This is a genomic window from Arthrobacter sp. zg-Y919, from assembly GCF_030142045.1.
Lineage (GTDB): Bacteria > Actinomycetota > Actinomycetes > Actinomycetales > Micrococcaceae > Arthrobacter_B.
In genome coordinates this window covers 2,778,570-2,804,474 of sequence record NZ_CP126242.1, presented here as the reverse complement: position 1 = coordinate 2,804,474, position 25,905 = coordinate 2,778,570, and the positions used below count along the sequence as shown (strand labels likewise).

Sequence of the window (25,905 nt, the reverse complement as noted above, 5' to 3'; positions counted from 1 at the left end):
CTTTCCTATCCTGCCGGTGCCGCCACGGGCTCGTCGGCTCCGCGCTTTGCCTTCGGGACAACGGACACCGCCACGAGTCCAAGCACGGCCGCCGCAGCGAAGACGTAGAAGCTGAAGGGGTAGGCGAGGTCGGCGGCCACCAGCGTGCCCGTCAGCCAGGGTCCCGTGATGGCGCCAAGACGCCCGACGGCGGACACGAAGCCCATGCCGGACGCGACGATGTGGCGGGGGTACAGGTAGCCGACGAAGCCGTAGACCAGCACCTGGGCGCAGAAGACAAAGAAGCCGGTGACGAGAACGACGCCGTTGAGCACCAGCTGATTCTCCATCCGGATGCTCAGGATAACCAGCAGCACGGCGGCGGACGCGAACCAGAACATGGTGGTGCCCTTGACGCCGCGGCGGTCGGCAACACGGCCGCCGGTGAGCAGGCCGGCAATGGCGCCGACGTTCAGGACCAGGAGCAGCACCAGGGAATCCGCCACGTTGTAGCCGGCTTGGCGCATCAGCTGCGGCAGCCACGTATTCAGTCCGTAGACCAGGAGCAGGCCCATAAAGGCCGCAACCCATAGGCCCAGGGTGATCCGCAGGTACGGCTTCCTCAGCAGGTCACCAACCCGGACTTTGGGTGCTGCCGCTTTATCGGCCTTGACGGCTTTGACCACGGGGGAGGTTTCCGGCAGCTTCGCCCACATCAGCGGAACGGCAAGAAGCCCGAGGATGCCGCCGGCGTAGAAGAGCCACTGCCAGTTCGCTCCCACCAGGAGCGCCACCACTGACGCGGCGACAGCGCCGACGTGGTAGCCGGTCATGGTCAGGGTGCTGGAGTGTGCCTTGCGCTCACTGGAGGATGCTTCCTGCATGGCGGTGATGGCGATGGGCATGCAGCCGCCCAGGCCCAGACCGGCCAGGAGGCGCAGGAGGCCCATGGTGGCCACGGTCGGCATCAGAGGGAACAGCAGCGTGAAGATGGAGAAGAGTAAAACGCAGATGATCAGCGGCAGCCGGCGGCCGAAGCGGTCGGAGATGGGGCCGATCAAGGCTGCGCCGATGCCGACGCCCACCAGGGAAATCGTTGCCACGAAGGTGGCCCCTGCCGCGTCGATGCCGGCGTGCTGGGTGTCCAGAAGGGTGGGGATCGAGGCGCCCAGCGCCACCAGATCGAAACCCTCGAAAACGACGGTGAGCCAGCAAAGAATGACTACCCATTTCCGGTTCTGTGTTTGCATGATCGTGAACGTCCTTGGTCTACGAGGTGGTGCAGTCGTTGGGGGTGCGGTGAGATGCCCGCCACACTTCCAATAAATAAAGGTGGCAGACTGCGCCGACCATGTCCATTCACCGTGCGGCACTACCCGCAGGTGGTCGGTGCGTAGGGTGCTGCGGTTCCCGGACCGGACGACCTGCTAGCCCACCCGGTCCAGGAACTGCAGCACCATCCGGGTCAGGGCAAACGCGTGGTCCATGTCGTAATCAGGCAGGCTGATGTCCGCGAACAGGTGCGCGGTGCCTGGATACAGGATCAGTTCGGCATTCGGTGTGGTGGCGGCCAGGTTTTCCGCCGCGTCCAGGTCGCCGCTGTCGACGAATTCTTCATCGGCGTCCATGCCGTGGATCTGCACCGGCACATCGGCCGGCCAGGTGTCAGCGAAGGCGCCAAGCGGCACGCAGCCGCTGACCAGCACCGCGCCACGGGCACCGGGGCGGGTCTGCGCCAGACACTGGGCCGGTATCACGCCGAGGGAGAAGCCGATATAGACCATTTCCTCCGGGAACCGGTTCGCAATACTGACGCCCAGTTCTTCGATGGTGTCCATGCCGATCTCTTGGGCGTAGGCCACCCCGTCCGCCAGATCGGTGAAGGTGCGCCCGTCATAGAGATCGGGCACCGTCACCGTGTGGCCGGCTTCGCGCAGGACCTCGGCGAAGGCGTCCATGCCGGACGTCAGCCCAAGGGCGTGGTGGAACAGCAGGACGTTGGCCATTGGGACTCCTAGGGTTCGACGAGGATCCCGTCCTCGTCGGCGTAGAGCACTGCGCCGGGACGGAAGGTGACGCCGCCGAACTCTACGGGCACATCCACCTCGCCGACAGAGTTCTTGGCGCTCTTGCGCGGGTTGGATCCCAGCGCCTTCACCCCCAGCGGCAGCTTCGCGACGGCGGCGCGGTCGCGGATGGCGCCGTTGATGACGACGCCGGCCCAGCCGTTCTCCGCGGCGGCGGCCGCGATCATGTCCCCCATCAATGCGGTGTTCAGCGACCCGGCGCCGTCGATCACCAGCACCGCGCCCTCCCCGGGGGAGTTCAGCAGGGACTTGACCAGCCCGTTGTCCTCCAGACAGCGGACGGTGCGGACCGGTCCGGTGAAACCGATGTGCCCGCCCAGGTCCTGGAACTGCAGGGACACCGAGACCAGGTCGTCTCCGCGCTCGTCGTACAGGTCAGCTGTGCTTGTTTCCATGCCCCTAGAGTGCCAGATGCCACATGCGGAGTCCGCCCTGCCACGCCGGGCAATCGCGGGAAGGGGCGGGTTACGCCCGCGCCTGCTGCGCGTGGGACTTGAGCAGGTCCACCACGTTGAGCAGTTCGGGAACCGAGCGGGAGCGGGTGTCCCGGGTGTCCTGCGGCCAGCCGCCGGGCAGTCCCTCGTTGTAGTAGAGCCCGTCCGCGAGCAGCATAACCGCCCGGGAAATGGCCGGATCGCCGATCTCCTGCTGGACCAGGTCGAACCAGCTGCGGTGGATCTCCTGCAGCAGGTCCGATGCCGCTGTATCCGAGGCCTGGGCAAGGCGCACCACGGCAATCAACGCCCGGTCCAGCTCGCTGCCCACATACACGGAACTGCGGACGAGGTAGCGTGCCGGGCCTTCAGGGTCCTCACGCATGGTCTGCAGATCGGTGGCAGCCAGCTCCCGGAGCCTTTCGATCAGCGCGCTGGCCATCGCTTCCTTGTTCTTGAAGTGATAGAGCAGGCCGCCTTTGGAAACCTCGGCGCGCGCGACGACGGCATCCAGGGTGGCACCTCGCGGGCCTTCGTTAATAAGCAGGTCCTCGTAAGCGTCGAGGATGCGGTCCCGGGCGGGACGAGAGTTGGGCATGGTTTCACGCTACGCCATCGGCGGACGAAACTGCCGCAGATTCGCCACCGTACAGTCTAGACGGTACAGTAGATATTCGTATGTTTCCCGTGATGAATCCCTAACGTTGTTCCAGAAGGAGGTCGCTGTGCTGGCGGTCCAGGAAAATCCCGCAGTTACGCGTGCAGGCACGCGCGAATGGTGGGGACTCGTCATCCTGATGCTGCCCGTGCTGCTCGTCTCCATCGATAACAACGTCCTCAGCTTCGCCATCCCGTCGCTGTCGCAGGCTCTGGCGCCCACCGGCGTCGAACTGCTGTGGATTGTGGATGTCTATGCCCTGGTCCTGGCCGGCCTGCTGGTGCCGATGGGCAGCCTCGGTGACCGGATCGGCCGGCTGCGCCTGCTGATGATCGGCAGTGTGGGCTTCGGGGTCTTCTCCCTGGTGGCTGCGTTCGCGCCCTCGGCGGCGCTGCTGATCGTTGCCCGCGCCCTGATGGCTGTATTCGGTGCCATGCTGATGCCGGCCACACTGTCCCTGATCCGCAATATCTTCACCGACCCGTCCCAGCGCCGGTTTGCCGTTGCCATCTGGGCGGCCGGTTTCTCCGGCGGCGCGGCCCTCGGCCCGATTGTGGGCGGCGTGCTGCTCGAGCACTTCTGGTGGGGCTCGGTGTTCCTGCTGTCCATCCCGGTGCTGCTGCCGCTGCTGATCTTCGCCCCCATCCTGCTGCCCGAGTCCAAGGACCCCAGCCCCGGCGCCGTTGACCGGCTCGGCGTCGTGCTAGTCATGGGTGCCATGCTCTCCGTGACCTACGGCATCAAGGAATTTGCGCACGACGGCGCCGCGGCCGGCCTGCCGTTCATCGCCGTCGGCCTGGTGCTCGGCTTCCTGTTTGTCCGCCGCCAGCTGTCCCGCGAAAAGCCCATGCTCGATGTCCGGCTGTTCCAGAACCCGGTCTTCAGCGGCTCCATCGCCTCGAACCTGCTGAGCCTGTTCGCCATGGTGGGCTTCATCTTCTTCCTCTCCCAGCACCTGCAGCTGGTGGTGGGGCAGACGCCGATCGAAGCCGGCCTGACCATGCTGCCCGGCCTGGTGCTGACCGTCATCGCCGGCCTGGCCGTGGTGCCCCTGGTGAAGCGTGTCCGCCCGGCGATCGTGGTTGCGGCCGGCCTGCTGTTCAACGCCGCCGGCTACGGCCTGGTCTTTGTTGCCGGTGAATCAGTGACCCTGCTGGAACTGGTGATCGCGTTCCTGTTCCTGGGAGTGGGCGTGGGTGCCGCGGAAACCATTTCCAACGACCTGATCCTGGCCAGCGTTCCGCCGTCCCGCGCCGGATCCGCTTCGGCCATTTCCGAGACCGCGTACGAGATCGGCTCCGTGCTGGGGACGGCCGTGCTGGGCAGCATCCTGACCGCTTCCTACCGCAACGGCGTCGAGGTTCCGGCCGGCCTGAGTTCCGAACAGACCGCCGCGGCCGGGGAAACCCTCGGCGGAGCGGTGGAAGCGGCCCGCGGCCTGCCGGGTGAGGCAGGATCGGCGCTGCTGCATTCCGCGCAGGCCGCCTTCGATTCCGGCGTCAACATCACGTCGCTGATCGGCATGCTCACCATGGTGCTGGCCGCCGCCGGTGCAGCCGTGCTGCTGCGCCGCGTTCCGGCCCACCGGTAGTCCTAGTCCCGGTGGGGCCCGGTCCACCGGTGGTCCTAGTCCCGGTGGGGACGGGCAATGAGCACCGGACAGTAGGCGTGCGCCGCCACAGTGGTGCTGACAGAACCAAGCAGCAGGCCGGCAAACCCACCGCGCCCACGGTTGCCCACCACCAGCATCTCCGCCCCGCGGCTGGCTTCCATCAGCACCCCGGCGGCCTGGCCGGCCACCGCTGACTGGGTGAGACCCTCCGGAGTGCCTTTACCTTCGAAGGCCGCTTCCACGGCCTCGGCCAGGCCCCGCTCGGCTTCCACCCGGGGCGACCAATCGGTGGTGGGAAACGGTGTGGCCAGCATTGCCGGAAACTCCCACACCGTGATGGCGTCAATGCGGCAGTCCAGCAGGTCCGCCAGCCGCCGGGCCAGACGAAGCGCTTCCAGCGACTCCTCCGAGCCGTCCACGCCAACGACAATCCGCTTCCGGGTTCCCTCAGCCATGATGTTCCCTTCCAAGCAGTTGGATATGCAGCAGTCTGCGCCCCCGGCAGTAGGCAGGGCCAGAGCAGCGGCGATTTGTGTGGTGGAACCCCGGACTTGAGCGGAACCGCTCATCGGGCATAGGGTGATAAGCATGCTTACGTTAGCGTGAGCGTCCGCCTTTTAGGGTGGCCCTAGCCGGACCGCCCGAATGGACTGACCTACCGAAAGTGGGAACTTCTATGACAAACGGCAACAAGTCGGACCAGTACACCTTCCAGAACCCCGTGGACCGCTACCCGTCCATCGCGCCGCCCATCCAGGACCAGCCTGAGCCCGGCCTGGACAAGGAAATGACCCCGCACGTGGACCATGGCGAGGACACCTACCGTGGGACCGGCCGTCTCGAGGGCCGCAAGGCGCTCATTACCGGCGGTGACTCCGGCATCGGTGCCGCAGTGGCCATCGCCTTCGCCCGTGAGGGTGCCGACGTCGCCATCTCCTACCTTCCCGAGGAGGAGCCGGACGCCCAGCACATTGCCGAGGTGGTCGAGAAGACCGGCCGCAAGCTTGTGAAGCTTCCCGGTGACCTGAAGGATCCCGAGTACTGCCGCCAGGTGGTCGAGGATGCCGTATCCGCTCTGGGCGGGCTGGACATCCTGGTGAACAACGCCGGCAAGCAGATTGCCGTGGACAACCTTGAAGATCTCTCCGACGAGCAGCTGGACCACACCTTCAAGACCAATATCTACTCGTTCTTCCGGGTCACGAAGGCTGCCCTGAAGCATCTGCCGGCCGGCTCGAGCATCATCAACACCACCTCGATCCAGGCCTACGAGCCGTCCCCGAACCTGCTGGATTACGCCAGCACCAAGGCGGCCATCAACAACTTCACCAAGGGTCTGGGCCAGCAGCTGGCACCCAAGGGCATCCGGGTCAACGCCGTGGCGCCGGGGCCGTTCTGGACACCGCTGCAGCCGACCGACGGGCAGAATAAGGAAGACCTGCCCGAGTTCGGCCAGAGCACCCCGCTGGGCCGCGCCGGCCAGCCGACCGAACTGGCTCCCGCCTACGTCTTCCTGGCGTCCCCGGAGTCCAGCTACGTGATCGGCGAAACCCTGAACGTCAACGGCGGAACCCCTTCGCCGTAACGGCGGTTTGCTCCCGCTACACCTGAGGCCCCGCATCTGCGGGGCCTCAGGTGTTTAAGCCGGTGTTCAGGCGGGCACGCTGCGGGGTTTCCGGGTCTGGTGTGGTCCCGGGACCTGGAGCCGCACAGCATCCCACGAAGTGGTGCAGTTGGTGCGGATGGGGTATCACCGGCCTTACAGGTCCCAGCGGCCGGGACACTGTGTGGTCCCCGGGACCTGGCGCGCAGAGGGTCCCACGAAGTGGTGCGGCTGGTGCGGGTGGGGTATCAGCAGCCTCAGGTGTCCCACCGGCTGGGACACCGTGCGGTCCCGGGGCCTGGAGCCGCAGAGGGTCCCACGAAGTGGTGCAGTTGGTGCGGATGGGGTCTCACCAGTACCACCCGTCCCAGGAGCTGGGACATCCTGCGGCGCGCCTCTAGCCGGGAGCCTCAGTCGCCCCACCGGCCGGAAACCCTGCGCCACTAACAGGCACCGAACGCAAAACGGCCGCTGCACCCGAAAACCGGGGCAGCGGCCGTTGAAACCGAAATCCGCGTCTTAGCGGACGGTGGTCTCCTCCGTGCGGAAGTCTGCACGGTCGATGCGGCGGTGGTAGCGCATGCCGGCCAGTCCGCCCAGGATGGCACCCAGCAGGGTGGCGACCAGGCTTGCGGCAACGGCGATCCAGGTTCCGGCGTCAACGCCTTCCAGATCCTCCGGCAGCGGTGCCACGGAGTTCAGCTGGCTGATGCTGCGGATGTCGTTACCGAAGATCAGGCCCAGGATGATGACGACGGCGGCGGCAATCAGTGCCCACAGCCAGACAGCCACGCCCTGCTTGGCGCCGTTGAAACGGGCCATGCGGCCGGCAACGTATCCGCCGGCAAAGTAGGAGAGCAGCAGGACCAGCAGCATGATGATGGCACCGATGATCCCGGCGGACTGGTTGGCAGCCGCGGATTCGAGTGCCGCGCCGAGGTTGGTTTCAGCCGAAAGACCCACGGCTGCGCCGATCGCTGCAGCCAGTGCCGAAAGCAGCACAACCATTCCCGTAGCGGTCAGCCAGCCGAAGAACGCTGCACCGAACTTGAAGCCGCCGAAGCGTTCCTTCTCCCGGGCAAGCAGTGCCTCGCGGTTCGGCAGGGATGCCTCGCGGGTGTGGACGGCGTCCCGGTCATCGCGGTCGCGCACGACGTCGGCGTCGCTGTCCGTGTCGCGGTGATCCCGCACGGCGGAAACCGAAGTGGCGCCCCGGTGTTCGCCGGTGCCGTCCTGGTCTGCGGAACCGGCTGAAGCGGCGGAACCGGTGACGGGTGCGACCCGGGTCCGGGTGTCATCGGCATCGGTGACGGGTGCGGTCCGGGCGGTTTCGTCCGGGTAGCCCGCTGCCGGTTCGGCTGCGTGGCTGCCCGATCGGCGGCCGGAAGTCTGCAGCGGAGCAGCGGGAGCCGTGGCGGCGTCGGTGTCCATTGCCCGGGTGGCGGTGCTCTCGTCCCGGTGTCCGTCGGCAACAGCCTGGCTGTCGTCGATGGGTGCCGGCCGCTCGGTGCGGTCCCGGAAGGGGCCGCCGTCGGAGGCGCCGCGTCCGGGTGTGGAAGCGTTTGCGGTGTTCCCTGGTTCGGTGCTCATTTACTGCTCTCCTGTTTTCCGTCCGGTGAATCGGGCTGAAGATGCCACCATATAAGCATCCTTAGTATTTACTCCACCCGGCCGCGCCGGGTGTGTGACACGCCACGCCCGGGATTCAGGGCCGGCGGATCGCGTAAACGCTACCGTTCGGGAAAAACCGACCAGTTTGGGAAATCCCTGCCACTGCGCAGCGGAGGGATTTCCCAAACCGGCAGCAGGATCCCAAACCGGCAGGCCGAAACCACCCCGGACCGCAAATGCGCCCGGGGCAGAACCGCTGATGAAAGACTGGAGAAATGGATCCCGACCTTCTTGTAACTAGTGCCGCCGCCCTGGTAATTGCTGTGGGCCTGACCGGCATTGTGGTGCCCGTGCTTCCGGGCAGCATCCTGATCATCATTGCCCTGCTGGGCTGGGCACTCGGGGTTCAGAGCGCTGCCGGCTGGTGGGCCTTCGGGATCGGGGCGGTGCTCCTGATCGCCGGCATGCTGTCCAGTGCGTTCCTCACGGGACGCCGGCTCAAGGAGCGGCAGATCCCCACCCGCTCCATCGTGGCCGGGGTGGGCCTGGGCATTGTCGGTATGTTCACCATTCCCGCCGTCGGCCTGTTCATCGGGTTCGCCGCCGGGCTGCTGCTCAGTGAATGGCTCCGCAAGCGGGACCTGCCCGCCGCGTGGTCCTCGAGCGTGGCAACACTAAAGGCAATGGGCATCGGCATCCTGGCGGAACTGGCACTGGCCCTGACCGCAAGTGCCATCTGGGGCGGAGCCGTCTGGCTGCACTTCGCCACCCGGTAACACCGTTCCCCCGGGTGATCCGCTTGGGTAGGGTCTGGCGTTATGAGCGAGCCGCCGATCTACCGCAGCCTGCGGTCCGTTGATGATCTCCTGAGACTGATGGACGGGCTGTTTGCCCGTGATTCGGTCCGCTGGACCAACGACGCCGGCAGCACCTGGTGGAACAGGTTCTATGCAGACCGGACCCGGCCCGTCCCGTTCTTCGCCGACAAACCCGATGAGAATCTGGCGCGGTGGGTAAGCGACGAAGTGTGCGCGCCGACGAGGGTACTGGACATCGGTTCGGGTCCCGGCCGCAACGCCCTTTTCCTAGCGGAAAACGGTTACACGGTGGATGCCGTGGACCTCTCCTCCGAGGCCGTTGCATGGGGCCGGGAGCGTGCCGCAGCCCGGCGGCTGGAGGTGTCATTTACCTGTGGCGACGCCTTTGCCCTGCCGACGGAGGCGCTTTCGGGAACGTACGGACTGGTCTACGACTCAGGCTGCCTGCATCACCTTCCCCCGCACCGCCGCATCAGCTACCTGCAACTGCTGCAGCGCACCCTCGCGCCCGGCGGCTATCTGGGGCTGGCCTGTTTTGCCCGGGGCCGGATGGGGTCGGAAGCTCCCGACGAACAGCTCTACATGGACGGGACATTCGAAGCGGGAATCGCTTTCAGTCCCGACGACCTGCGGTGGGTCTTTGCGGACTTCGAGGAAATCGAGATCCGCCCCATGGCTGCCCAGGAACCGGACTCACCGTGGTTTGGGGAATCCTTCCTGCTCACCGCGTTGTTCCGCCGCCCGCCGGAGGGCTGAACCCTAGCCCGCGGTCACAAACCCCGCCAGGTTCCGCAGCTGGTCCGCGCGGCAGCCGGGGTTCACGTACATCATGTGTCCGGCCTCGTAGTAGTGGTGGGTGAACCGCGCCCGTGCTTCCTCGGTCAGCCGCAGGTGCGCCCAGACGTACTCCGCCGCGAAATGCGGCGTGGCGCCGTCGTAGTAGCCGTAGTCCACATGCACGCGCATCGCCGGGTTGTGCGCCAGCAGCCGTTCCAGTGTTCCGGTGACATCCACGGGCACACCCTCGAAGGACTTGTAGCTCCACGGCTGGACCCGGGCGCTGAGGATTTCGTACGGGAGGTCGTTCTCGTACCCCAGTTCCGCACGGAGATAGTGGTTGATGGCCGCGGAGTAGGGCCCGTTGATGGCCGCCAGGCTGGGATCATCCCAGTTAATGGAAGCCTGTGGGTCCTCCGCGGGGGCGGTAAAGCGCCCGTCAATGCGCCCCACCGCCAGGTTCTCCCCGCGCAGCAGCTCCGCGGAGAACTGCGAGTAGTCCCAGCGCAGGTTGGTGCGGCGGATGAACCCCTCACTCAGGGAGGTGATCTCCGCCAGGCGGGCGACGACGTCGTCAAATTCCTGGGCGCTCAACCGCGCACCCTGGGTCAGGGCGTACCCGTACTCCCGCGCTGCGAACTCTTCGGCCCCGCGCACGACGTCGGCCAGCTCCCGGCCCGGAAGGCGGCCGTGGAAGTGCGCGATGGCGGCATAGGTCGGCAGGTGCAGGGCGTAGGGGGCGTCCCGGCCGGGCGCGAAATCCAGGGTGGCCAGGTTCAGCACCGTGGAAATCAGCCCCAGGCCGTTGACCGCCAGTCCGTAGGCATCGAAAAGTTTCCCGGCCACGGCCACGGCGCGCAGGGTGCCGTAGGACTCGCCCACCAGGTACTTCGGGCTCAGCCAGCGGTTGTTGCGCGTGGTCCAGAGCCGGATCACCTCCGCCACCAGGTCCCGGTCCTCCTCGAACCCGTGGAACTCGGCGGCGTCGTTGCCGTCCACCACGCGGGAGAAACCGGTGTTCACGGGATCGATCAGAACCAGGTCCGCGTGCTGCAGCAGGGTCTGCGGATTGTCCACCAGATCAAACGGGGGAGGGGTCAGCGCGCCGGCGTCGCCGGAATCCACCATCCGCGGTCCCAGCAGACCCATGTGCAGCCAGACCGAGGAGGAACCCGGGCCGCCGTTGAAGGCAAAGACCACGGGACGGCGGTTGGGTCCGGTCTCGGGAGCATCCGCGGTGTAGGCGACCAGGAAAATCTCGGCCTTGGGCAGGAAGCCGTCCGACTTCCCGTCCTTCACCTCTTCCTTACGGAACACCATCCGCCCGGTGGTGGTGGTGTAACCGAGGCCGGACGGCAGCGTGTGCCGGCGGACGGCGAAGTCGTCAGTGACGTCCGTGGCAGGAGCCGTTTCCGGGCCGGGTGCGGGAGTTTCAGTGTGTTCCGAGGAGACCATGGCAAGGACACTACCGGTGCGGCTGGAGAAAAAGAGGGAGGAAAACGCTGCGGTTGCTGCCTGTGTCGGCCAAGTGGTCTGCCTACTCTTCCGTGGGTACCGGCACGGGTCTACGTTGGAACCACCGTGACCGGCCACGGCGCCCCGACAGCGGAGAAAGCCGACTTCGATGCCGGTCCATAAGGTGCGGAGGAATGCATGTTTTTCCACAAACAGGAACTCCAGTTCAAAGCGACCCCGGATAAGCCGGATGCCGTATTCGCCCGGAAGCTGCAGGAGGCCCTGGGCGGGCAGTACGGCGAAATCACGGTAGCCATGCAGTACGGATTCCAATCCTGGAATGCGCACATCCCCGGCAAATACCGGGACCTCCTGTACGGCATTGCTGCGGAGGAGATGGGCCACGTGGAAATGCTGGCCGTCATGATTGCGCAGCTGCTGGAAAAGGCCCCGCTGGGGATTACCAGCGACGCCGTCCAGGACGATCCCACGGTTGCAGCAGTGGTGGGCGGCATGGACGTGCAGCACGCGATTGCGGCCGGTGCCGGTGCACGCCCGGTGGACAGCAACGGCAATCCCTGGACCGGCGGCTACATCACGGCTAGCGGCAACATGCTGGCGGACTTTACGTCCAACGCCAACATTGAAATGCAGGGCCGCCTCGCCGTCGCCCGGCTTTACCACATGACCGATGACCACGGGGTGCGGGACCTGCTGGCGTTCCTGCTGGCCCGGGACACCATGCACCAGAACCAGTGGACCACCGCGGCCCTGGAACTTCAGGCGGAGAACATGGAACAGCTCCCGGTACCCAGCAACTTCCCGCTCAACAAGGAACACCGCGAGGTGTCCTACCAGTACCTGAACTTCTCCGACGGGGAGCATGCGAAGGAAGGTTCCTGGGCCAAGGGTCCGACGCCGGACGGCAAGGGCGAGTTCAGCTACCACGACGGGCCCACCACGCGAGCTCCGATGCCTCCGCCCACCCGGCCGGACGCACGGTTCTACGGCACCACTGATGTGCCCAACCCCGTGGAGAAGGCCGCGGGCAAAGTGCAGGACAAGCTGAACAAGGAATAGCTGCGCTGCACGAAAGAAGCCGGGCGGAGCGGTGCTCCGCCCGGCTTCCTAATGTCCGGGTCCGGGCCGGGCGCGCAGGTCAGGCCTGGGGGCCAGAGCTCCGTGCCGTTTCGCGGGCACCGCCGGAGGTCAGCTCCGGGTCCGGCTTGGCGTAGAACAGCGACGCCAGCAGGGCCAGGAGAATAACCGCGGCGGGCAGGTACAGGGACTGGCCCATCGCCCCGGAGTAGCCCGCCTTGAGCGCTTCGGGGAACGCGCCCGCGGCCGGCGCCGTCCCGCCGTCGGCCGCTCCGCCGCCCAGATGCGCCGCGAGCCGGGACTGCATGATGGCCGCGATGGCGCTGCTGCCGATCACCGCGCCGAACTGCCGGGTGGTGTTGTAGACACCGGAACCGGCGCCGGCGACGTCGGCCGCCAGGTTCCGCGTCGCCGTCAGGGAAACCGAGGGCCAGATGCAGGCGTTCGCCAGGCCCATCAGGAGCATGGGAAGCACAAGCTGCCAGTACGGCACGTCAGGGCTCAGAAGCGCGCCGAGCCAGATGAGGGACGCGGCCATCGCCGCGAACCCGAACACCGCAATGAACTTGGGATTCCCCCGCTGCACGGTCTTGCCGGCAATCGGGGCCAGGACCCCGGACAGGACCGCCATGGGGGCCAGCAGCAGGGCCGCCTGCGTGGGGCTCAACCCGCGGACGTTCTGCGCGAAGAGAATCAAGGGCAGGGAGAAGGCCGTCACGGCGAAGCCCATGCCCGTGATGGAGATGTTCGCCAGGGAGAAATTGCGGTCCCGGAAAAGCTTCAGCGGCAGCAGCGGCTCGGCACGGTTGAACCGCTGCCACACAACAAAGAGCACCAGGAGCACAATGCCGGAAATGATCAGGGACCAGACAGAGATGGGACCGGCGATGGTTCCCCAGTCGTAGCTCTCGCCCTCCTGGATGCCGAAGACCAGGCAGAACATGCCCGCCGCGCTGAGCAGGACGCCCAGATAGTCGAAGCGGTGCACGGACGTGGCAAGCTTCGGCACCAGACGGTAGGCGAGGATGAAGCCCACGACGCCGACGGGCACGTTGATGAAGAAAATCCATTCCCAGCCGAGCGCGTCCACGAGGACGCCGCCCAGGATGGGTCCCACCAGGGTGGCGACGCCGGCGGTCGCGCCCCACAGGCCCAGGGCAGTGCCGCGCTTGTTCGGCGGGAAGATGCGGGTGATCACGGACATGGTCTGCGGAGTCATCAGCGCAGCGCCGAAGCCCTGCACCACGCGCGCCAGGATCAGTGCTTCCACGCTGTCCGCGAAGCCGCACCAGAGGCTGGAGAGGGTAAAGACCACCAGACCGATCAGGTAGACGCGGCGCGGACCGAACCGGTCGCCCAGCCTGCCGGTGATCAGCAGCGGCACGGCGTAGGCCAGCAGGTAGGCGCTGATCACCCAGATCACCTGGTCCAGCCCTGCACCCAGGTCCGCCATGATGGCCGGGGTGGCGATGTTTACGATCGTGGAATCCACCAGGATCATGAAGAACCCGATGACCAGGGACCAGAGTGCTGGCCAGGGTCTGATGTCCGGCTTGGAGCTATTCACGGTGCGTTGCTGCCGTTCGGTCGAGGAGATGGTTACGATGCGTGCAATCCGGAAGTGTTGGATTGCCTGCGGGAGCTAATGGCCCGCAACCAGTTTTACACCGTGCAGGTGCATGATCCCCTATCCGCGTCGAATCACTATCCGTCTCAAAACAATGGAGTTTTAGATGAGTACCAACGCCGCATCCGCCGTGCCTTCTTCCGGACAAATGAGCCGGGAGGAACGCAAAGTCCTCGCTGGAACCCTCGTGGGCACCACCATCGAGTGGTACGACTTCTTCATCTACGCCCAGGCAGCCGGCCTGGTGCTGGCCACCCTGTATTTCGGGCCGATCAATGACGGACCGCTGGGGCAGGTGGTCTCCTTTGCGACCATCGGCATCAGCTTCCTCTTCCGCCCACTGGGCGCCGTCGTCGCCGGGCATCTGGGGGACCGGATCGGCCGGAAGAAAATGCTGGTCTTCACGCTGGTCATGATGGGTATTTCCACGGCCCTGATCGGTCTGGTGCCCACCTACACGCAGATCGGGATTGCCGCACCGATCCTGCTGATTGTGCTGCGCATCCTGCAGGGCTTCTCAGCCGGCGGGGAATGGGGCGGAGCCGCGCTGCTGTCGGTGGAACACGCTCCCGTGAATAAGCGCGGACTCTTCGGCGCGTACCCGCAGATCGGCGTGCCGGTGGGCATGATCCTGGCGACGTTCGTGATGTACGTGCTGAGCACCAGCCTGAGCGAGGAAGACTTCCTGGCCTGGGGCTGGCGCATCCCGTTCCTGCTCTCGGTGGTGCTCATCGTCGTCGGCTACTTCATCCGCCGTTCCGTGGCCGAAAGCCCCATCTTCAAGGAGATCCAGGAACGGAAGAAGGAATCCTCCGCGCCGCTGCGCCAGCTGTTCCGGCACAACAGCCGCGAGGTCATCCTCAGCGCCTTGATCTTCGTCGCCAACAACGCGGCCGGGTACCTGGTGATTGCCTTCTTCGCGTCCTACGCCACCGGCAAACCGGAGACCGGCGGGCTGGGAATGGACCGGCCGTCGGTGCTCCTGGCCACCACGCTGGGCTCCTTCGGCTGGCTGATCTTCACGCTCTACGGCGGCATCCTCTCCGACCGAATCGGGCGGGTACGCACCTTCCAGATCGGGTATGCCTGGGTGTTCCTGTGGGCGGTCCCGATGTTCCTGCTCATCGACACCACCAACATTGTGCTGTTCGCGGTGTCCATCTTTGTCCTGACCATCGGGCTGGGGCTGTCCTACGGTCCGCAGTCGGCCATGTACGCGGAGATGTTCCCGGCCCGGGTGCGGTACTCGGGGGTCTCCATCGGGTACGCGCTGGGGGCCATCCTGGGCGGAGCGTTCGCGCCGACCATTGCCCAGGCCCTGCTGAACGAGACCGGCTGGTCGCCGTCCATCGGCATCTACATCATGGTGCTCTGCGTGGTCTCCCTCGTAGCGGTGACCATGGTGAAGGAAACCAAGGGGACGGACCTGCATGTGGAGGGCTCACCCAAGCAGCGTGCCCGGCACTAAGGCAGTGATTTACCGGTGCAGGACGCCGATTTCGGTGCCAGCCTGGTCGTAGATCCGCAGGGTGCCGCCGTCGACGTCGGCGGCGGCACCCGCGGAGAGCCAGGTGTCCATTCCGGGCGGGCAGGCCATCAGGGTGGTGGCCATGTCGCGGAGGCTGACGCGGTTGCCGGAGATGCTCCAGTGCCCCATCAGCCGGTTGCAGCCGTCCGTGCCGCTGACCCGCCCGTCGGGGCTGAAGTCCAGGGACGGTGCGTCGGGATTTTCGACGTCGCCCCACGCGCCGGTGACATCGGCCGCCGGACTGTCGCCGCTTTCCCCGGGATCAGGGGACGCACCGGCGTCGTTCCCGCACGCGCCCAGCAGCAGCACCACCAGCAGCGCCGGAAGCAGCACCGGAACCAGGGCCGGACGCATCAGAGCCACTTGTTCCGCTTAAAGGTCACGTATAGGACGGCGCCCATCCCGAACATCGCCAGGATGGCCAGCGGGTAGCCCCATTCCCATGCCAGTTCGGGCATATGTTCAAAGTTCATCCCGTAAATGGTGCCCACCAGGGTGGGCGCGAAGAGGATGGCCGCCCAGGAGGAGATGCGTTTGACCTGTTCGTTCTGTTCAATGCTGGTTTCCGCGAGACGGTTGGACGCCAGCGTTGAGGAGAGGGTGAGGGCGTTGTCCAGGATGGCGCGGTAGGCGTTCACCCGGTCGATCAGGCGCAGCACGTGGTCCATCACGTCGCCGAGGTTGTCATGCAGGTCCGTCGGGATGCCGTACTGGTCCGCATTCTGGCGCAGTTCGCCCACCACGTTTTCCAGCGGACTGATGGCACGGTGGAACTGGATGACCTCGCGGGAGAGTTCGTAGATGCGGCGGGACACCTCGGCGTCTCCGCTGAACAGCTGGTCCTCAATCTCGTCAATGTCGTTTTCCAGCCCGGCGGCCACGGGAGCGTATTCATCCACCACCTGGTCCAGCACGGCGTAGAGCACCGCCTGCGGGCCGAGTGCCAGCAGATCCGGTTCCTGTTCCAGCCGTTTGCGGACCCGGGTCAGGTCCGGGGATTCGGCATGGCGCACGGTCACCACGAAGTTGGGACCCACAAACAGGTGCAGCTCCCCGAACTCCACGCGTTCGACGTCGTCCAGGTAGCGGGCGGGGCGGAGGACCAGGAAGAGCTGCTCACCGTACTGCTCAAGCTTCGAGCGCTGGTGGCCGGCGAGGGCGTCCTCGACAATAAGCAGGTTCAGGCCGAATTCCTCGGCCACGGCCAGCAGTTCCACCTCGTCCGGACGGTACAGGCCAATCCAGGCCATGCCGCCGGAGCTGCGGGTGAGTTCAAAGGTTTCATCGAGGCTGTCCGGATCATGGTGGCGCTTGCCGTCCACGTACACCGCATTGTCGACCAACGTCATGGACATCCCCTAGCGTCTAAAGCGTCTAAATAGAACGTGAGAGGCCGGGCACCGGCGCCGGCCACTGACCATTATCCCCTTCCCGCCGATCCCCGTGCCGCCCGGCACTCCGGGCGCCACGGTGCCGAGGTCCGTGCAGTGCACGCAGGGCATTGAGGATGGCGGCCAAATCCACCAATTCCTGGGTCATGGCGCCGAGGACGGCCGGAATGTACCCGAAGGCCGCGACCAGCATCAGGACCACGCTCAGCGCGATGCCGAGCTGGATGCTCTGCAGCGCCACCCGCCGCGTGCGCTGGCCGATGGCGACGGCGACGGCCACCCGGGAGAGGTCGTCGGCAACAATCACCGCGTCGGCGGACTCACCCGCCGCCGTGGAACCCCTGGCACCCATGGCGATGCCGACGTCGGCCGCCGCCAGCACGGGCGCGTCATTGACGCCGTCGCCCACCATCAGGACCGGACGGCCGGGCAGGGCGGCAACGGCCCGGACCTTATCCGCCGGCAGCAGTCCGGCGGAGACCTGCGTAATGCCCAGTCCCTGGGCAACGCTGTGCGCAGTTGCGGCCGCATCACCGGTAAGCATGACCGTGGACCGGACGCCCAGGCGCTGCAGGTCCGTCAGTGTGGCCGCGGCATTGGGGCGCACGGTGTCGCTGAGCACCAGGGTGCCGGCGAAGACGCCTTCCACCCCGACATAGACGGCCAGCTCGCCGGGCTGCAGGGACTGTTCGGCCGGGTGGGCGCCGGTGCCGACAATGAACCGCTGCTTGCCCACGCGGATCCTGCGGCCGCCGATCAGCGCTTCCACCCCGTTGGTCGCCGCCTCCGAGGCGTAGTCCGCCGGCAGCAAGGCCAGCCCCCGGGCGGTGGCCGCCGACTGGACCGCGGCGGCCAGCACATGGGAGGAATACTGCTCCGCGGATGCGGCGAGGGACAGCAGCTCATCCGCCGTGAACGGCGGCTGCGGATGCACTGCCACCAGTTTCGGCCGGCCGGCGGTCAATGTGCCGGTCTTGTCGAAGGCCGCGGTGCGGATCCGGGCAAGCTGTTCCAGGGTTGCGCCGCCCTTGACGATGATGCCGTGCCGGGCCGCCCGGCTCATTCCGCCCATAAAGGCCACGGGGGCAGCGATCAGCAGCGGGCAGGGCGTGGCCAGGACCAGTACTTCCGCGAACCGGACGGGATCGCCGCTGGCCAGCCAGGCAGCGCCGGCAATCAGCAGGGTGAGCCCGGTAAACGGCAGCGCATACCGGTCGGCCAGCCGCACCAGGGGTGCCCGCGACGCCGCGGCCTCCTGCACCAGGGCGACGATCCGCTGGTACTGGCTGTCCGCCGTCGTCGCCGTGGCGCGGATGCGGACGGCGGCGGTGCCGTTGACCGACCCGCTGAGCACCGCCTCCCCGGCGGTGCGCAGGGCGGGCAGGGATTCCCCCGTGAGCGAGGATTCGTCGAACTCTGCGGCCGGATCCAGCAGGATGCCGTCCACGGGCACCAGCTCGGCGGGCCGGACCAGCAGGACGTCACCGGGCCCGACATCGGTGGCGGCAACGTCGACGACGGCGTCCGCCGCCAGCCGGTGGGCCAGCTGGGGTGCGCGGTCCAGCAGCGCATCAAGCTCGCTGCGGGCACGGCCGGCGGCATAATCCTCCAGTGCCTCGCCGCCGGAGAGCATTAGCACGATGATCAGCGCGGCCAGATATTCGCCGACGGCGATGGTGCTGAGGATCGCGATGAGCGCCAGGATGTCCAGCCCCCAGTTCCCGGCACGGATATTCCGGACCATTCCAGCGGCAGTCTTCAGCGCCACGGCACCCGCGTACAGGCTTGCCGTCCAGGCCGCGGCGGTACCGGCGCCGGCCGTGAGCAGGGCAAGGACCACCACACCCGCCAGCAGCGTGGCGAACACCAGCGGATAACGGCGCACCGCCTCCGGGATCCTCCCTAGTCTTCCGCTCCACATGCCTCCGTTTTAAGCCTGCGGAGCAGTACTTTCCAGCAAGATAATCCTTACCTAAATTTTCCCCGCCCTTGGGCGCAGGGCCGCCTCGATCCGCGGGCGGTCCCGGCGGGACTACACGCCGCGGCGGCTGAGCAGCCCGGACATCAGCAGCAGCAGGCCGCCGGCGAGCGGCCAGAGGACGTACATGCTCAACAATGCGCCGAACGCCGCGACCACGAGGCTGGCGAGCATAGTGGAACAGACCAGGATCATTCCGAGAACTATCCGGGTCTGGCCGCGGTGTGGTGACGGGATGGGCGGAAGCCATGCAGGACGCTCGTCTGTCCAGCTCATGCGAGCAATCTTAGAACCGCACGCGGCGAATGGAACCGGCCCATCCCGCTTTTTCTGTTGATGCCCAAAAATGCCCCTTCCGGGACCCGGAGGACCGTGAAAGGATGACGAAACCGTGCCGCCGACCCCTAGGGAACCTGCCGCCATGAACCAGAGCGATCTCCTTGTTGATGCCTTCGGGCGGCTGCCCGGCGCCGTCCGGCGTGCCGTGAACAACCTTGATGCGGCTGCCTTGAACCGCCGTCCCTACCCGGACGGAAACTCCATCTCCTGGCTGATCTGGCACCTGGCCCGGGTGGAGGACCACCAGGTGGCCGAGGTGGCCGGTCAGGAACAGGCCTGGACCGCGGACGGATGGGCGGACCGGGTGGGACTGCCGCTGGCGGTGGAGGACACCGGCTACGGACATACCTCCGAGCAGGTGTCCCTGGTCCAGGTGCGCTCCGCGGAGACACTGTTGGGTTACTACGACGACGTGCACTCCCGAACCGCGGCCTTCATCTCGGGGCTGTCGGCGGAGGATCTGGACGCGGTTGTGGACCGGGCCTGGGATCCGCCGGTGACGCTGGGCGTCCGGCTGGTGAGCACCTTGGCGGACTGCCTGGAGCACGTGGGCCAGGCAGCCTATGTCCGGGGCATGGTGATGGCCGGGCGGTCCTAACCGAGGGAGGCCAGGAGTTTCTGGCAGGCGTTGAGGCAGCGGCGGCAGGCTTCCGCGCAGATCCGGCAGTGCGGGTGCATGGACGCGTGCTGCTGGCATTCCTCCGCACAGGCAGCGCACGCGGCAATGCAGGCGTGCAGCAGGCTGGGGGTGGCCGGACCGGTGGTACCTGTCCGGGACAGCACCGCCGACGTGGTTGCACAGATCTCCGCGCAGTCCAGATCGGTGCGGATGCAGCTGAGCAGATCACCCACCATGTCCTCACCCAGACAGGCATCCGCGCAGGAATTGCAGACGGAGGCGCAGTCACCGCAGGCCCGCAGGCATTCGGCGAGAAGGCGGGGATCCGGAGTGCGGGCTCCGGCGGGATGGTTTTCGAGCATTTCGATGATCAGGGACATCGCCTTCTCCTCGGTTCCGGTGTGGGTTCCGGTGTGCTTCGCAGGACCGCTCTCCCCGGGCAGGCCGCGCCGGTTCCTTGACCGTAACGGGGGTGCCGGGGCATTCCTAGGTGTCCAGGGGTTTGGTGCGGGCTGGAGAGGGTGATTAGAATCGGTGTAACCGAGCGGGGCCGGTGGTTCGAGCGAGTTCGATTTGTATCGGACCGAGTACGACGGCGCGCGGTGCAGTTCCGGGGCTTTAGCTCAGTTGGTAGAGCGTTTCGTTCGCAATGAAAAGGTCAGGGGTTCGATTCCCCTAAGCTCCACAAGGAAACCCCCGGGAAACCGGGGGTTTTTGCTTTGTCCGGACCTTGCCTCTCCGGGACGGGGGGCCCGGTGGGGGCGATAGAGTTGCTCCGTGAACAACTTCAAGCAGAGCGCGGCGCTCATCTCCTGGGGCGGCGCGATCCTGTTCCTCGGTGCCCTCTTTATCCTCTTTTCGGCCATGGATGTTCTGATGTCATCCGGTGCTCATTCGGATACGCGGAACAGTGTGATGTTCCTGTATCTCGGCGTGGCCGTCGCCATCGCCGGTGTCTCGATGCTCCTCAGGGGCATTTACCGCGTAGTTTCCTCGCTGAGCGTTTCCGGAAATCCCGTCGTGCAGGATCAGCTGGTCCACAACGAGCCGGCAAACCTGGCCTAGCCACTCTTCCGCGTACCGAGTGTTCCGCGGCCCCGGGTGAACAGGGGTCCGGTTCCGGATGCCTATGCTGGAACCATGAAAGTCACCGGCATTATGCGTCCCGTCGAAACCCGTGAATTGGAAGCCGAAGGGGATGGATTCCTCGAGGCCCGCGAAGCGCTCCAGCAACAGGTCCCCGAAGGGTGGCAATTGCTTATGGTGACCACACATCCCTAATTCCTAATTGCCGGAATTGGCGGTACCGGGAGTATCTAATAAGTATTTTTTAGCGGTACCGGCGGTCCCTGTAACCGCGGGAATCCGCGGATTTTGGCGGAATTAGGTGGGCTGGCTGGCGCACCATCAATGACCCGGCCAGACCAACTAAGAAATGTCAGATTTATTCGGTGACATACCCACGGTTGCATGTCATGATTTGCCAATGCCGACCCGTGAAGAAATAGAAGCAGCACGCACACCTGCAGGTGGTTTCACCAAGCAGCAGCTTGCCCTTTGGGGTATCCCGTGGCCGCCGCCGCGCGGCTGGCGCCGCCAGCTCGAAGAAGAAGCGGAAAAAGCAGCCCAGGCGCAGAGCCAAGACCGTATCGGCGCGCTGTGACCGCCCCGGCCGGCCTGGAAGGGCCGGCCGCCGACAACCAGCAAGGCTGGGGACTCGATAGGTGACTGCGGAAACTGCTATTTCCGTCCGGGGATTGACCAAACGGTTCGGCCGCGTGACCGCCGTCGACGATCTGTCCTTCGAGGTGCAGTCCGGCAGCGTGTTCGCCTTCCTGGGGGCCAACGGGGCGGGGAAGTCCACGACCATTTCCTGCCTGACCACCGTCCTGCCGCCCGACGCCGGCACGGTTACCGTCGCGGGACATGATGTGGGCAGCAGCGGCAACGGGGTCCGTGAAGCCATCGGTGTGGTGTTCCAGGATTCCCTGCTGGACCCCATCCTCACCGGAAGGGAAAACCTGCAAACCCGGGCACGGTTCTACTCCCCGGACAAAGCTGCCAATAATGCACGTATTAACGAGCTGGGCCGCATGATTGGCCTCGGGGACTTCCTCGACCGGCGCTATGCCACCTATTCCGGCGGGGAACGACGCCGGGTGGATATCGCCCGGGCGCTGCTGCACTCGCCGTCGATCATCTTCCTGGATGAACCCACCGCCGGCCTGGACCCGGCCAGCCGCGCAGTTGTCTGGTCCACCATCCACGACCTGCGCGAAAACCACGGCCTCACCGTCTTCCTGACCACCCACTACATGGAGGAGACCGAGGAAGCCGACCGGGTCTGCGTGATTGAGAAGGGGCGGATCATCGCGGACGGCACGCCCACCACCCTGCGGGCCGAATACAGCAGCAGTATCCTCTCCATCACCTCCGCCGATCCGCAGGCGCTGGCCGGCCTGGCCGACGACGCCGGAGTCGCCGTCGTCGGTTCGGACCGCAACGTGCTCCGGCTGCGGGTGGACCGGTCCGACACTGCCCGCCGGCTCCTCGCCGCGCACGGCGACAGTGTGCTCGACTTCGAATTCCGCCACGGGACCATGGACGACGTTTTCCTGGCCCTGACCGGCCGGCAGGGGGAAGCGGCATGAACATAGTTATGGACCTCACCGGCCGTAACCTGCGCCTGTATTTCCGCGACCGGCTCAATGTGTTCTTTTCCCTGATTGCCGTATTGGTCCTGTTCCTGCTCTACACGCTGTTCCTTGGCAACCAGCAGGTCGAGAGCCTTTCCGAATCCTTTCCGCAGGCCACCAGGGCGGAGGTCAAGGGGTTGGTGGACAGCTGGATGTTCGCCGGAATCGTTGGGATCACCACCATCACCACGGGCCTGGCCGCCGCGAACGTGGTGGTGGATGACACGGCCACCGACCGTTTCCGGGACTTCCTGGTTTCTCCAATCAGCCGCGGCCAGCTGGTGCTCGGGTACCTGCTTTCCATCATCGCTATCTCGCTGATCATGACGACCCTGGTGATGGTGGCCAGCCTGGTTTACCTCGGCCTGGTCGACGGCGTGGCCCTCACCGGCGGGCAGCTCGCCCGCACGTACGGCTACGTGGTCCTCAGCTGCGCGGCATTCGGTGCACTGAGCGCCTTCGCGGTGACCTATGTCCGTACGCCCGGCGCCTTTGCCGCCATGTCCACGGTGGTGGGCACGGTCCTGGGCTTCGCCGCCGGGTCCTATGTTCCGGTCGGAGCCTTTCCCGAAGGGGTGCGGAATTTTGTGAGTGCGCTGCCCTTTATGCAGTCCTCCATGGTGATACGCCAGGAAATGACCGCCGGACCCATGGACACCGTGACCGACGTGCCCGAAGCGGCGGCCGTAGTACAGGACATCTTCGGGATCACCGCGAGGGTGGGGGACTGGGTGGTGCCCACCGGTTACGTGGTGTTTGTGCTCGCAGCCATGGTGGTGGTCCTGACTGCGCTGGCGGCGCTGCGGATACGCTCCCGCATCCGCTAAAGACGCACCCGGTCTACCGACGCTGGCCTGCCGCCCGCCAGACTGGAAGAACCGCCGTCGAAGGGAAGACCAGATGGGCACCGATTCCGTCCTCATCATCGGCTCCGGTCCGGCCGGTTACACCGCAGGGGTCTACGCCGCCCGGGCCGGCATGAAACCGCGCATCCTCGCCGGCTCCGTCACCGCGGGCGGCGCCCTGATGAACACCACCGAGGTGGAGAACTTCCCGGGGTTCCCGGACGGCATCCTGGGGCCCGACCTGATGGAGAACCTGCGCCGGCAGGCGGAAAAGTTCGGTGCCCTGGTGGAGTACGACGACGTCGTGTCGGTGGACCTGGGTGCCCACACGAAGCGCGTGGCCACCGGCGGCGGGAACAGCTACAAGGCCCGCAGCGTCATCCTCGCCACCGGGTCCGTGTACAAGGAGCTGGGACTGCCGGAGGAAAAACAGCTCAACGGCCGGGGTATTTCCTGGTGTGCCACCTGTGACGGGTTTTTCTTCCGGAACCGGGACATCGCGGTGGTCGGAGGCGGGGACTCGGCGATGGAGGAAGCGCTGTTCCTGACCCGCTTCGCGGACTCGGTCACCGTCGTCGTCCGCCGGGACGCCCTGCGCGCCTCACGGATCATGGCCCAGCGCGCCCGCGACCACGCCAAGATCCGGTTCGAGTTCAACAACGAGGTCACCGCGATCCACGGAACGGACAAGGTCACCGGGATGACGCTGACGGACACCGTCACGGGTACTACCCGCGAACTTCCGGTGCAGGGGATCTTCGTAGCCATTGGCCATGCCCCGCGGACGGATCTGCTGGCCGGACAGGTGGATTTGGACGCGGAGGGGTACATCAAAGTGGCCGCCCCCAGCACCCAGACCAACCTGGACGGGGTGTTTGCATGCGGCGACGCGGTGGACCACCGCTACCGGCAGGCGATCACCGCGGCCGGCACCGGCTGTTCCGCCGCCCTGGATGCCGAACGGTACCTGGCCGCGCAGGCGGACGCGGACAGCATCGCCACCGCACTGGTGGAGGGTGTGCTGAACGGGTAGCGGTCAGGCGCCGGTGAAGGTCAGCACCAGCAGGGTGATGTTCAGCCCCACCAGCAGCACCGAGACCAGCACACCCAGGCCGGTGGTCCACCAGCGGTTGCGGTGGACGCCCATCAGGTCCCGCTGCGCGGTCAGCCAGACCAGCGGAATCAGGGCAAAGGGAATGCCGAAGGACAGGATGACCTGGCTGAGGATCAGCGCCCACGTGGGATCGATCCCGACGGCGAGGATCGCCAGGGCGGGAATCAGGGTGATCAGCCGGCGCAGCAGCATGGGGATGCGCACCTTCAGCAGGCCCTGCATGATCTCGGCCCCGGCGTAGGCGCCCACCGACGTCGAGGCGAGCCCGGAGGCCAGCAGCCCGACGGCGAACAGGGTGGCCACCACCCCGCCCAGCGACGCGGAGATGGCCGCGTGCGCGCCCTCCAGGGTGTCCGTGCCCTCCACGCCCTGCAGCGAACCGGCGGCGAGCAGCAGGATGGCCAGGTTCACGGTACCGGCGACAGCCAGGGCAATGGTCACGTCCCACTTGGTGGCCTTGATCAGCCGGGGAGTGGTGAGGGTGGCCGTGCGGCGGGGGAAGCGGTCCCGGGTCAGGGCGGAGTGGGCGTAAATGGCGTGCGGCATCACGGTGGCACCCAGGATGGAGGCGGCCAGCAGCACCGATTCGCTGCCCTCGAACCGCGGCAGCAGACCCTGGGCAACCGAACCGGCGTCGGGCGGGTTCAGGAACACGCCCGCGGTGAAACCGACGGCGATCACCAGCATCAGCGTGACGATGACGTACTCGAAGCTCCGGTGCCGGCCGCTGTTCTGCAGCTGCAGCACCACCATGGAGATGCCGCCGGTGATGATTCCGCCCAGGAAGAGCGGCAGGTCGAAGAGCAGCCAGAGTGCGACGGCGCCGCCGATCACCTCCGCGACGTCGGTGGCCATCGCCACGAGTTCGGCCTGCAGCCAGTACAGCCGCCGGGCCGGTTTCCGTCCGATGCGTTCGCCCAGGAGTTCGGGCAGGCTGCGGCCGGTGACCAGGCCGAGCTTGGCCGAAAGGTACTGGATCAGCCACGCCATGACGTTGCCGGTCACCACCACCCAGACCAGCAGGTACCCAAACTTGGCTCCGGCGGTCATGTTGCTGGCTACGTTGCCCGGATCCAGGTACGCGACTCCCGCCACGAGCGCGGGGCCGAGGAGCCACAGGATATTGCGGGGCCTGCTTACCGGGCGCGCGGTGGTGTCTGGGAGTGGGACTGTACGTACCATGACAGCAACCTAGCACTCAAAGTTCGGCGTGCCTAACAATTCTTCCGGGAGTCCCTATGACGGGGGAGCATTGCCCGCCGGCGGCGGCTTTCAGGCCGCTTTCAGGCAGCGCGGCCAGCTCCGGCGGCGGCGGGCGAGGGGGAGTAATAGAACCGGAAATCATCGTAGGGATCGCGCCAGGCGGACTCGTCCCGGGCAATCCGGCTGACCGTGGAGGCAGGTGTCCAGCGGTTGTGGGCCTGGCCGTGGTCGTCAATCCAGTGCAGCAGGACCTCGGTGCGCGTCCAGGCCACGGCCTTGCCGTCCACCGTGCCGTTGCCGGTCCGGCAGCGGACGTAGGGTTCCCGGCGGTAGTGGGCATGGGTGACGGGGGCGGCGGGGGTGGTGGGCATCCGGGTGCCCAGGGAGGAACTCATGTCCTCCACAATGACAACCGCCTCTGACATTCCTGCCG

General features: G+C 66.4%; 28 protein-coding genes and 1 tRNA gene. 14 read left to right on the top strand and 15 right to left on the bottom strand.

Features of this window, described 5'->3' with window-relative positions; all coding sequences use genetic code 11:
* Positions 1-5: 5 nt before the first annotated feature.
* The 4 genes from QNO10_RS13225 to QNO10_RS13210 form a co-directional block, all read right to left on the bottom strand.
* On the bottom strand, positions 6-1,229 hold the full coding sequence (locus QNO10_RS13225) for an MFS transporter (RefSeq protein ID WP_229946429.1): 1,224 nt from the start codon (positions 1,227-1,229) through the stop codon (positions 6-8).
* A 177-nt stretch (positions 1,230-1,406) separates the two neighbouring features.
* Complete coding sequence (locus QNO10_RS13220; RefSeq protein ID WP_229946430.1) at positions 1,407-1,985, bottom strand: dienelactone hydrolase family protein; 579 nt, start codon at positions 1,983-1,985, stop codon at positions 1,407-1,409.
* Between the two features lie 8 nt (positions 1,986-1,993).
* Positions 1,994-2,461, bottom strand: a complete 468-nt coding sequence (rraA, locus tag QNO10_RS13215; protein ID WP_229946431.1) for a ribonuclease E activity regulator RraA — start codon at positions 2,459-2,461, stop codon at positions 1,994-1,996.
* A gap of 70 nt (positions 2,462-2,531) precedes the next feature.
* Positions 2,532-3,098, bottom strand: coding sequence for a TetR/AcrR family transcriptional regulator (locus tag QNO10_RS13210; RefSeq protein ID WP_229946432.1), 567 nt, complete (start codon positions 3,096-3,098; stop codon positions 2,532-2,534).
* Positions 3,099-3,225: 127 nt separating this feature from the next.
* Between QNO10_RS13210 and QNO10_RS13205 the strand changes: the two genes are divergently transcribed.
* Positions 3,226-4,749 carry an MFS transporter gene (locus tag QNO10_RS13205; protein ID WP_229946433.1) on the top strand — a complete coding sequence of 508 codons (1,524 nt, stop codon included), beginning with the start codon at positions 3,226-3,228 and terminating at the stop codon, positions 4,747-4,749.
* A gap of 35 nt (positions 4,750-4,784) precedes the next feature.
* Here QNO10_RS13205 and QNO10_RS13200 read toward each other — a convergent pair whose 3' ends face one another.
* Entirely contained in the window at positions 4,785-5,225 is a 441-nt protein-coding gene (locus QNO10_RS13200; protein WP_229946434.1) for a universal stress protein, read from the bottom strand.
* Between the two features lie 221 nt (positions 5,226-5,446).
* Here QNO10_RS13200 and QNO10_RS13195 point away from each other — a divergent pair, with 221 nt between their 5' ends.
* Positions 5,447-6,355 (top strand): SDR family oxidoreductase, encoded by a 909-nt coding sequence (locus tag QNO10_RS13195; protein WP_229946435.1) that lies wholly within the window; start codon positions 5,447-5,449, stop codon positions 6,353-6,355.
* 537 nt (positions 6,356-6,892) lie between these two features.
* Here the strand turns inward: QNO10_RS13195 and QNO10_RS13190 are convergent.
* A complete protein-coding gene (locus QNO10_RS13190) occupies positions 6,893-7,963 on the bottom strand; it encodes a YrzE family protein (RefSeq protein WP_229946437.1) in 1,071 nt (356 codons plus the stop codon).
* Between the two features lie 296 nt (positions 7,964-8,259).
* On the opposite strand from QNO10_RS13190, the gene QNO10_RS13185 reads away from it, so the two are divergent.
* Complete coding sequence (locus QNO10_RS13185) at positions 8,260-8,760, top strand: DUF456 domain-containing protein (protein ID WP_229946439.1); 501 nt, start codon at positions 8,260-8,262, stop codon at positions 8,758-8,760.
* 42 nt (positions 8,761-8,802) lie between these two features.
* Positions 8,803-9,558 carry a class I SAM-dependent methyltransferase gene (locus QNO10_RS13180; RefSeq protein WP_229946441.1) on the top strand — a complete coding sequence of 252 codons (756 nt, stop codon included), beginning with the start codon at positions 8,803-8,805 and terminating at the stop codon, positions 9,556-9,558.
* Between the two features lie 3 nt (positions 9,559-9,561).
* Here the strand turns inward: QNO10_RS13180 and QNO10_RS13175 are convergent, their stop codons facing one another.
* Positions 9,562-11,034 carry a S10 family peptidase gene (locus QNO10_RS13175; RefSeq protein ID WP_229946443.1) on the bottom strand — a complete coding sequence of 491 codons (1,473 nt, stop codon included), beginning with the start codon at positions 11,032-11,034 and terminating at the stop codon, positions 9,562-9,564.
* Positions 11,035-11,232: 198 nt separating this feature from the next.
* On the opposite strand from QNO10_RS13175, the gene QNO10_RS13170 reads away from it, so the two are divergent.
* Positions 11,233-12,114: a manganese catalase gene (locus tag QNO10_RS13170; RefSeq protein WP_229946445.1), complete on the top strand. Its 882-nt coding sequence runs from the start codon at positions 11,233-11,235 to the stop codon at positions 12,112-12,114.
* A gap of 79 nt (positions 12,115-12,193) precedes the next feature.
* Here the strand turns inward: QNO10_RS13170 and QNO10_RS13165 are convergent, their stop codons facing one another.
* A complete protein-coding gene (locus QNO10_RS13165; protein ID WP_283995856.1) occupies positions 12,194-13,699 on the bottom strand; it encodes a DHA2 family efflux MFS transporter permease subunit in 1,506 nt (501 codons plus the stop codon).
* Between the two features lie 166 nt (positions 13,700-13,865).
* Between QNO10_RS13165 and QNO10_RS13160 the strand changes: the two genes are divergently transcribed.
* Complete coding sequence (locus QNO10_RS13160) at positions 13,866-15,227, top strand: MFS transporter (protein ID WP_229946446.1); 1,362 nt, start codon at positions 13,866-13,868, stop codon at positions 15,225-15,227.
* Positions 15,228-15,236: 9 nt separating this feature from the next.
* Here the strand turns inward: QNO10_RS13160 and QNO10_RS13155 are convergent, their stop codons facing one another.
* From QNO10_RS13155 to QNO10_RS13140, 4 genes are all read right to left on the bottom strand, one after another.
* On the bottom strand, positions 15,237-15,641 hold the full coding sequence (locus QNO10_RS13155) for an META domain-containing protein (RefSeq protein ID WP_229946671.1): 405 nt from the start codon (positions 15,639-15,641) through the stop codon (positions 15,237-15,239).
* A complete protein-coding gene (locus QNO10_RS13150) occupies positions 15,641-16,636 on the bottom strand; it encodes a magnesium and cobalt transport protein CorA (protein WP_229946447.1) in 996 nt (331 codons plus the stop codon). The genes QNO10_RS13155 and QNO10_RS13150 overlap by 1 nt, the downstream gene beginning before the upstream one ends.
* Before the next feature lie 25 nt (positions 16,637-16,661).
* Positions 16,662-18,599, bottom strand: a complete 1,938-nt coding sequence (locus QNO10_RS13145) for a heavy metal translocating P-type ATPase (RefSeq protein ID WP_229946448.1) — start codon at positions 18,597-18,599, stop codon at positions 16,662-16,664.
* Positions 18,600-18,710: 111 nt separating this feature from the next.
* Positions 18,711-18,932, bottom strand: a complete 222-nt coding sequence (locus QNO10_RS13140) for a hypothetical protein (RefSeq protein WP_229946449.1) — start codon at positions 18,930-18,932, stop codon at positions 18,711-18,713.
* A 145-nt stretch (positions 18,933-19,077) separates the two neighbouring features.
* Here QNO10_RS13140 and QNO10_RS13135 point away from each other — a divergent pair, with 145 nt between their 5' ends.
* Entirely contained in the window at positions 19,078-19,593 is a 516-nt protein-coding gene (locus tag QNO10_RS13135) for a mycothiol transferase (RefSeq protein WP_229946451.1), read from the top strand.
* Here the strand turns inward: QNO10_RS13135 and QNO10_RS13130 are convergent.
* Positions 19,590-19,994 (bottom strand): four-helix bundle copper-binding protein, encoded by a 405-nt coding sequence (locus QNO10_RS13130; RefSeq protein WP_229946454.1) that lies wholly within the window; start codon positions 19,992-19,994, stop codon positions 19,590-19,592. The two genes, QNO10_RS13135 and QNO10_RS13130, sit on opposite strands and share 4 nt — an antisense overlap.
* A gap of 232 nt (positions 19,995-20,226) precedes the next feature.
* Between QNO10_RS13130 and QNO10_RS13125 the strand changes: the two genes are divergently transcribed.
* From QNO10_RS13125 to trxB, 7 genes are all read left to right on the top strand, one after another.
* Positions 20,227-20,299 (top strand) — tRNA-Ala (locus QNO10_RS13125).
* A gap of 92 nt (positions 20,300-20,391) precedes the next feature.
* A complete protein-coding gene (locus tag QNO10_RS13120; RefSeq protein ID WP_229946456.1) occupies positions 20,392-20,679 on the top strand; it encodes a hypothetical protein in 288 nt (95 codons plus the stop codon).
* Positions 20,680-20,754: 75 nt separating this feature from the next.
* Positions 20,755-20,895, top strand: a complete 141-nt coding sequence (locus QNO10_RS13115) for a hypothetical protein (protein WP_229946457.1) — start codon at positions 20,755-20,757, stop codon at positions 20,893-20,895.
* 205 nt (positions 20,896-21,100) lie between these two features.
* Entirely contained in the window at positions 21,101-21,277 is a 177-nt protein-coding gene (locus QNO10_RS13110) for a hypothetical protein (RefSeq protein ID WP_284162242.1), read from the top strand.
* A gap of 61 nt (positions 21,278-21,338) precedes the next feature.
* Positions 21,339-22,265 carry an ABC transporter ATP-binding protein gene (locus QNO10_RS13105; RefSeq protein WP_229946462.1) on the top strand — a complete coding sequence of 309 codons (927 nt, stop codon included), beginning with the start codon at positions 21,339-21,341 and terminating at the stop codon, positions 22,263-22,265.
* On the top strand, positions 22,262-23,137 hold the full coding sequence (locus QNO10_RS13100; RefSeq protein ID WP_229946464.1) for an ABC transporter permease: 876 nt from the start codon (positions 22,262-22,264) through the stop codon (positions 23,135-23,137). The genes QNO10_RS13105 and QNO10_RS13100 overlap by 4 nt, the downstream gene beginning before the upstream one ends.
* Positions 23,138-23,210: 73 nt before the next feature.
* The gene (gene trxB, locus QNO10_RS13095) at positions 23,211-24,188 is read left to right on the top strand and encodes a thioredoxin-disulfide reductase (RefSeq protein ID WP_229946466.1); all 978 of its coding nucleotides are present in this window, start codon (positions 23,211-23,213) and stop codon (positions 24,186-24,188) included.
* Positions 24,189-24,191: 3 nt separating this feature from the next.
* On the opposite strand, the gene QNO10_RS13090 is transcribed toward trxB, so the two are convergent.
* Both QNO10_RS13090 and QNO10_RS13085 read right to left on the bottom strand, forming a co-directional pair.
* Positions 24,192-25,451 (bottom strand): Nramp family divalent metal transporter, encoded by a 1,260-nt coding sequence (locus tag QNO10_RS13090; RefSeq protein WP_229946468.1) that lies wholly within the window; start codon positions 25,449-25,451, stop codon positions 24,192-24,194.
* A 101-nt stretch (positions 25,452-25,552) separates the two neighbouring features.
* Positions 25,553-25,867, bottom strand: coding sequence for a hypothetical protein (locus QNO10_RS13085; protein ID WP_229946470.1), 315 nt, complete (start codon positions 25,865-25,867; stop codon positions 25,553-25,555).
* Positions 25,868-25,905 lie beyond the last annotated feature (38 nt).

Bases quoted from the DNA above. Each gene is read 5' to 3' on its own strand.
- QNO10_RS13195 (WP_229946435.1), top strand. From the start codon at position 5,447: ATGACAAACGGCAACAAGTCGGACCAGTACACCTTCCAGAACCCCGTG.
- QNO10_RS13090 (WP_229946468.1), bottom strand. From the start codon at position 25,451: ATGGTACGTACAGTCCCACTCCCAGACACCACCGCGCGCCCGGTAAGC.
- QNO10_RS13115 (WP_229946457.1), top strand. From the start codon at position 20,755: ATGAAAGTCACCGGCATTATGCGTCCCGTCGAAACCCGTGAATTGGAA.
- QNO10_RS13225 (WP_229946429.1), bottom strand. From the start codon at position 1,229: ATGCAAACACAGAACCGGAAATGGGTAGTCATTCTTTGCTGGCTCACC.
- QNO10_RS13160 (WP_229946446.1), top strand. From the start codon at position 13,866: ATGAGTACCAACGCCGCATCCGCCGTGCCTTCTTCCGGACAAATGAGC.
- QNO10_RS13185 (WP_229946439.1), top strand. From the start codon at position 8,260: ATGGATCCCGACCTTCTTGTAACTAGTGCCGCCGCCCTGGTAATTGCT.
- QNO10_RS13200 (WP_229946434.1), bottom strand. From the start codon at position 5,225: ATGGCTGAGGGAACCCGGAAGCGGATTGTCGTTGGCGTGGACGGCTCG.
- QNO10_RS13100 (WP_229946464.1), top strand. From the start codon at position 22,262: ATGAACATAGTTATGGACCTCACCGGCCGTAACCTGCGCCTGTATTTC.
- QNO10_RS13085 (WP_229946470.1), bottom strand. From the start codon at position 25,867: ATGAGTTCCTCCCTGGGCACCCGGATGCCCACCACCCCCGCCGCCCCC.
- QNO10_RS13180 (WP_229946441.1), top strand. From the start codon at position 8,803: ATGAGCGAGCCGCCGATCTACCGCAGCCTGCGGTCCGTTGATGATCTC.
- QNO10_RS13135 (WP_229946451.1), top strand. From the start codon at position 19,078: ATGAACCAGAGCGATCTCCTTGTTGATGCCTTCGGGCGGCTGCCCGGC.
- QNO10_RS13210 (WP_229946432.1), bottom strand. From the start codon at position 3,098: ATGCCCAACTCTCGTCCCGCCCGGGACCGCATCCTCGACGCTTACGAG.
- trxB (WP_229946466.1), top strand. From the start codon at position 23,211: ATGGGCACCGATTCCGTCCTCATCATCGGCTCCGGTCCGGCCGGTTAC.
- QNO10_RS13140 (WP_229946449.1), bottom strand. From the start codon at position 18,932: ATGAGCTGGACAGACGAGCGTCCTGCATGGCTTCCGCCCATCCCGTCA.
- QNO10_RS13190 (WP_229946437.1), bottom strand. From the start codon at position 7,963: ATGAGCACCGAACCAGGGAACACCGCAAACGCTTCCACACCCGGACGC.
- QNO10_RS13130 (WP_229946454.1), bottom strand. From the start codon at position 19,994: ATGTCCCTGATCATCGAAATGCTCGAAAACCATCCCGCCGGAGCCCGC.
- QNO10_RS13145 (WP_229946448.1), bottom strand. From the start codon at position 18,599: ATGTGGAGCGGAAGACTAGGGAGGATCCCGGAGGCGGTGCGCCGTTAT.
- QNO10_RS13150 (WP_229946447.1), bottom strand. From the start codon at position 16,636: ATGACGTTGGTCGACAATGCGGTGTACGTGGACGGCAAGCGCCACCAT.
- QNO10_RS13175 (WP_229946443.1), bottom strand. From the start codon at position 11,034: ATGGTCTCCTCGGAACACACTGAAACTCCCGCACCCGGCCCGGAAACG.
- QNO10_RS13110 (WP_284162242.1), top strand. From the start codon at position 21,101: ATGCCGACCCGTGAAGAAATAGAAGCAGCACGCACACCTGCAGGTGGT.
- rraA (WP_229946431.1), bottom strand. From the start codon at position 2,461: ATGGAAACAAGCACAGCTGACCTGTACGACGAGCGCGGAGACGACCTG.
- QNO10_RS13220 (WP_229946430.1), bottom strand. From the start codon at position 1,985: ATGGCCAACGTCCTGCTGTTCCACCACGCCCTTGGGCTGACGTCCGGC.
- QNO10_RS13155 (WP_229946671.1), bottom strand. From the start codon at position 15,641: ATGCGTCCGGCCCTGGTTCCGGTGCTGCTTCCGGCGCTGCTGGTGGTG.
- QNO10_RS13170 (WP_229946445.1), top strand. From the start codon at position 11,233: ATGTTTTTCCACAAACAGGAACTCCAGTTCAAAGCGACCCCGGATAAG.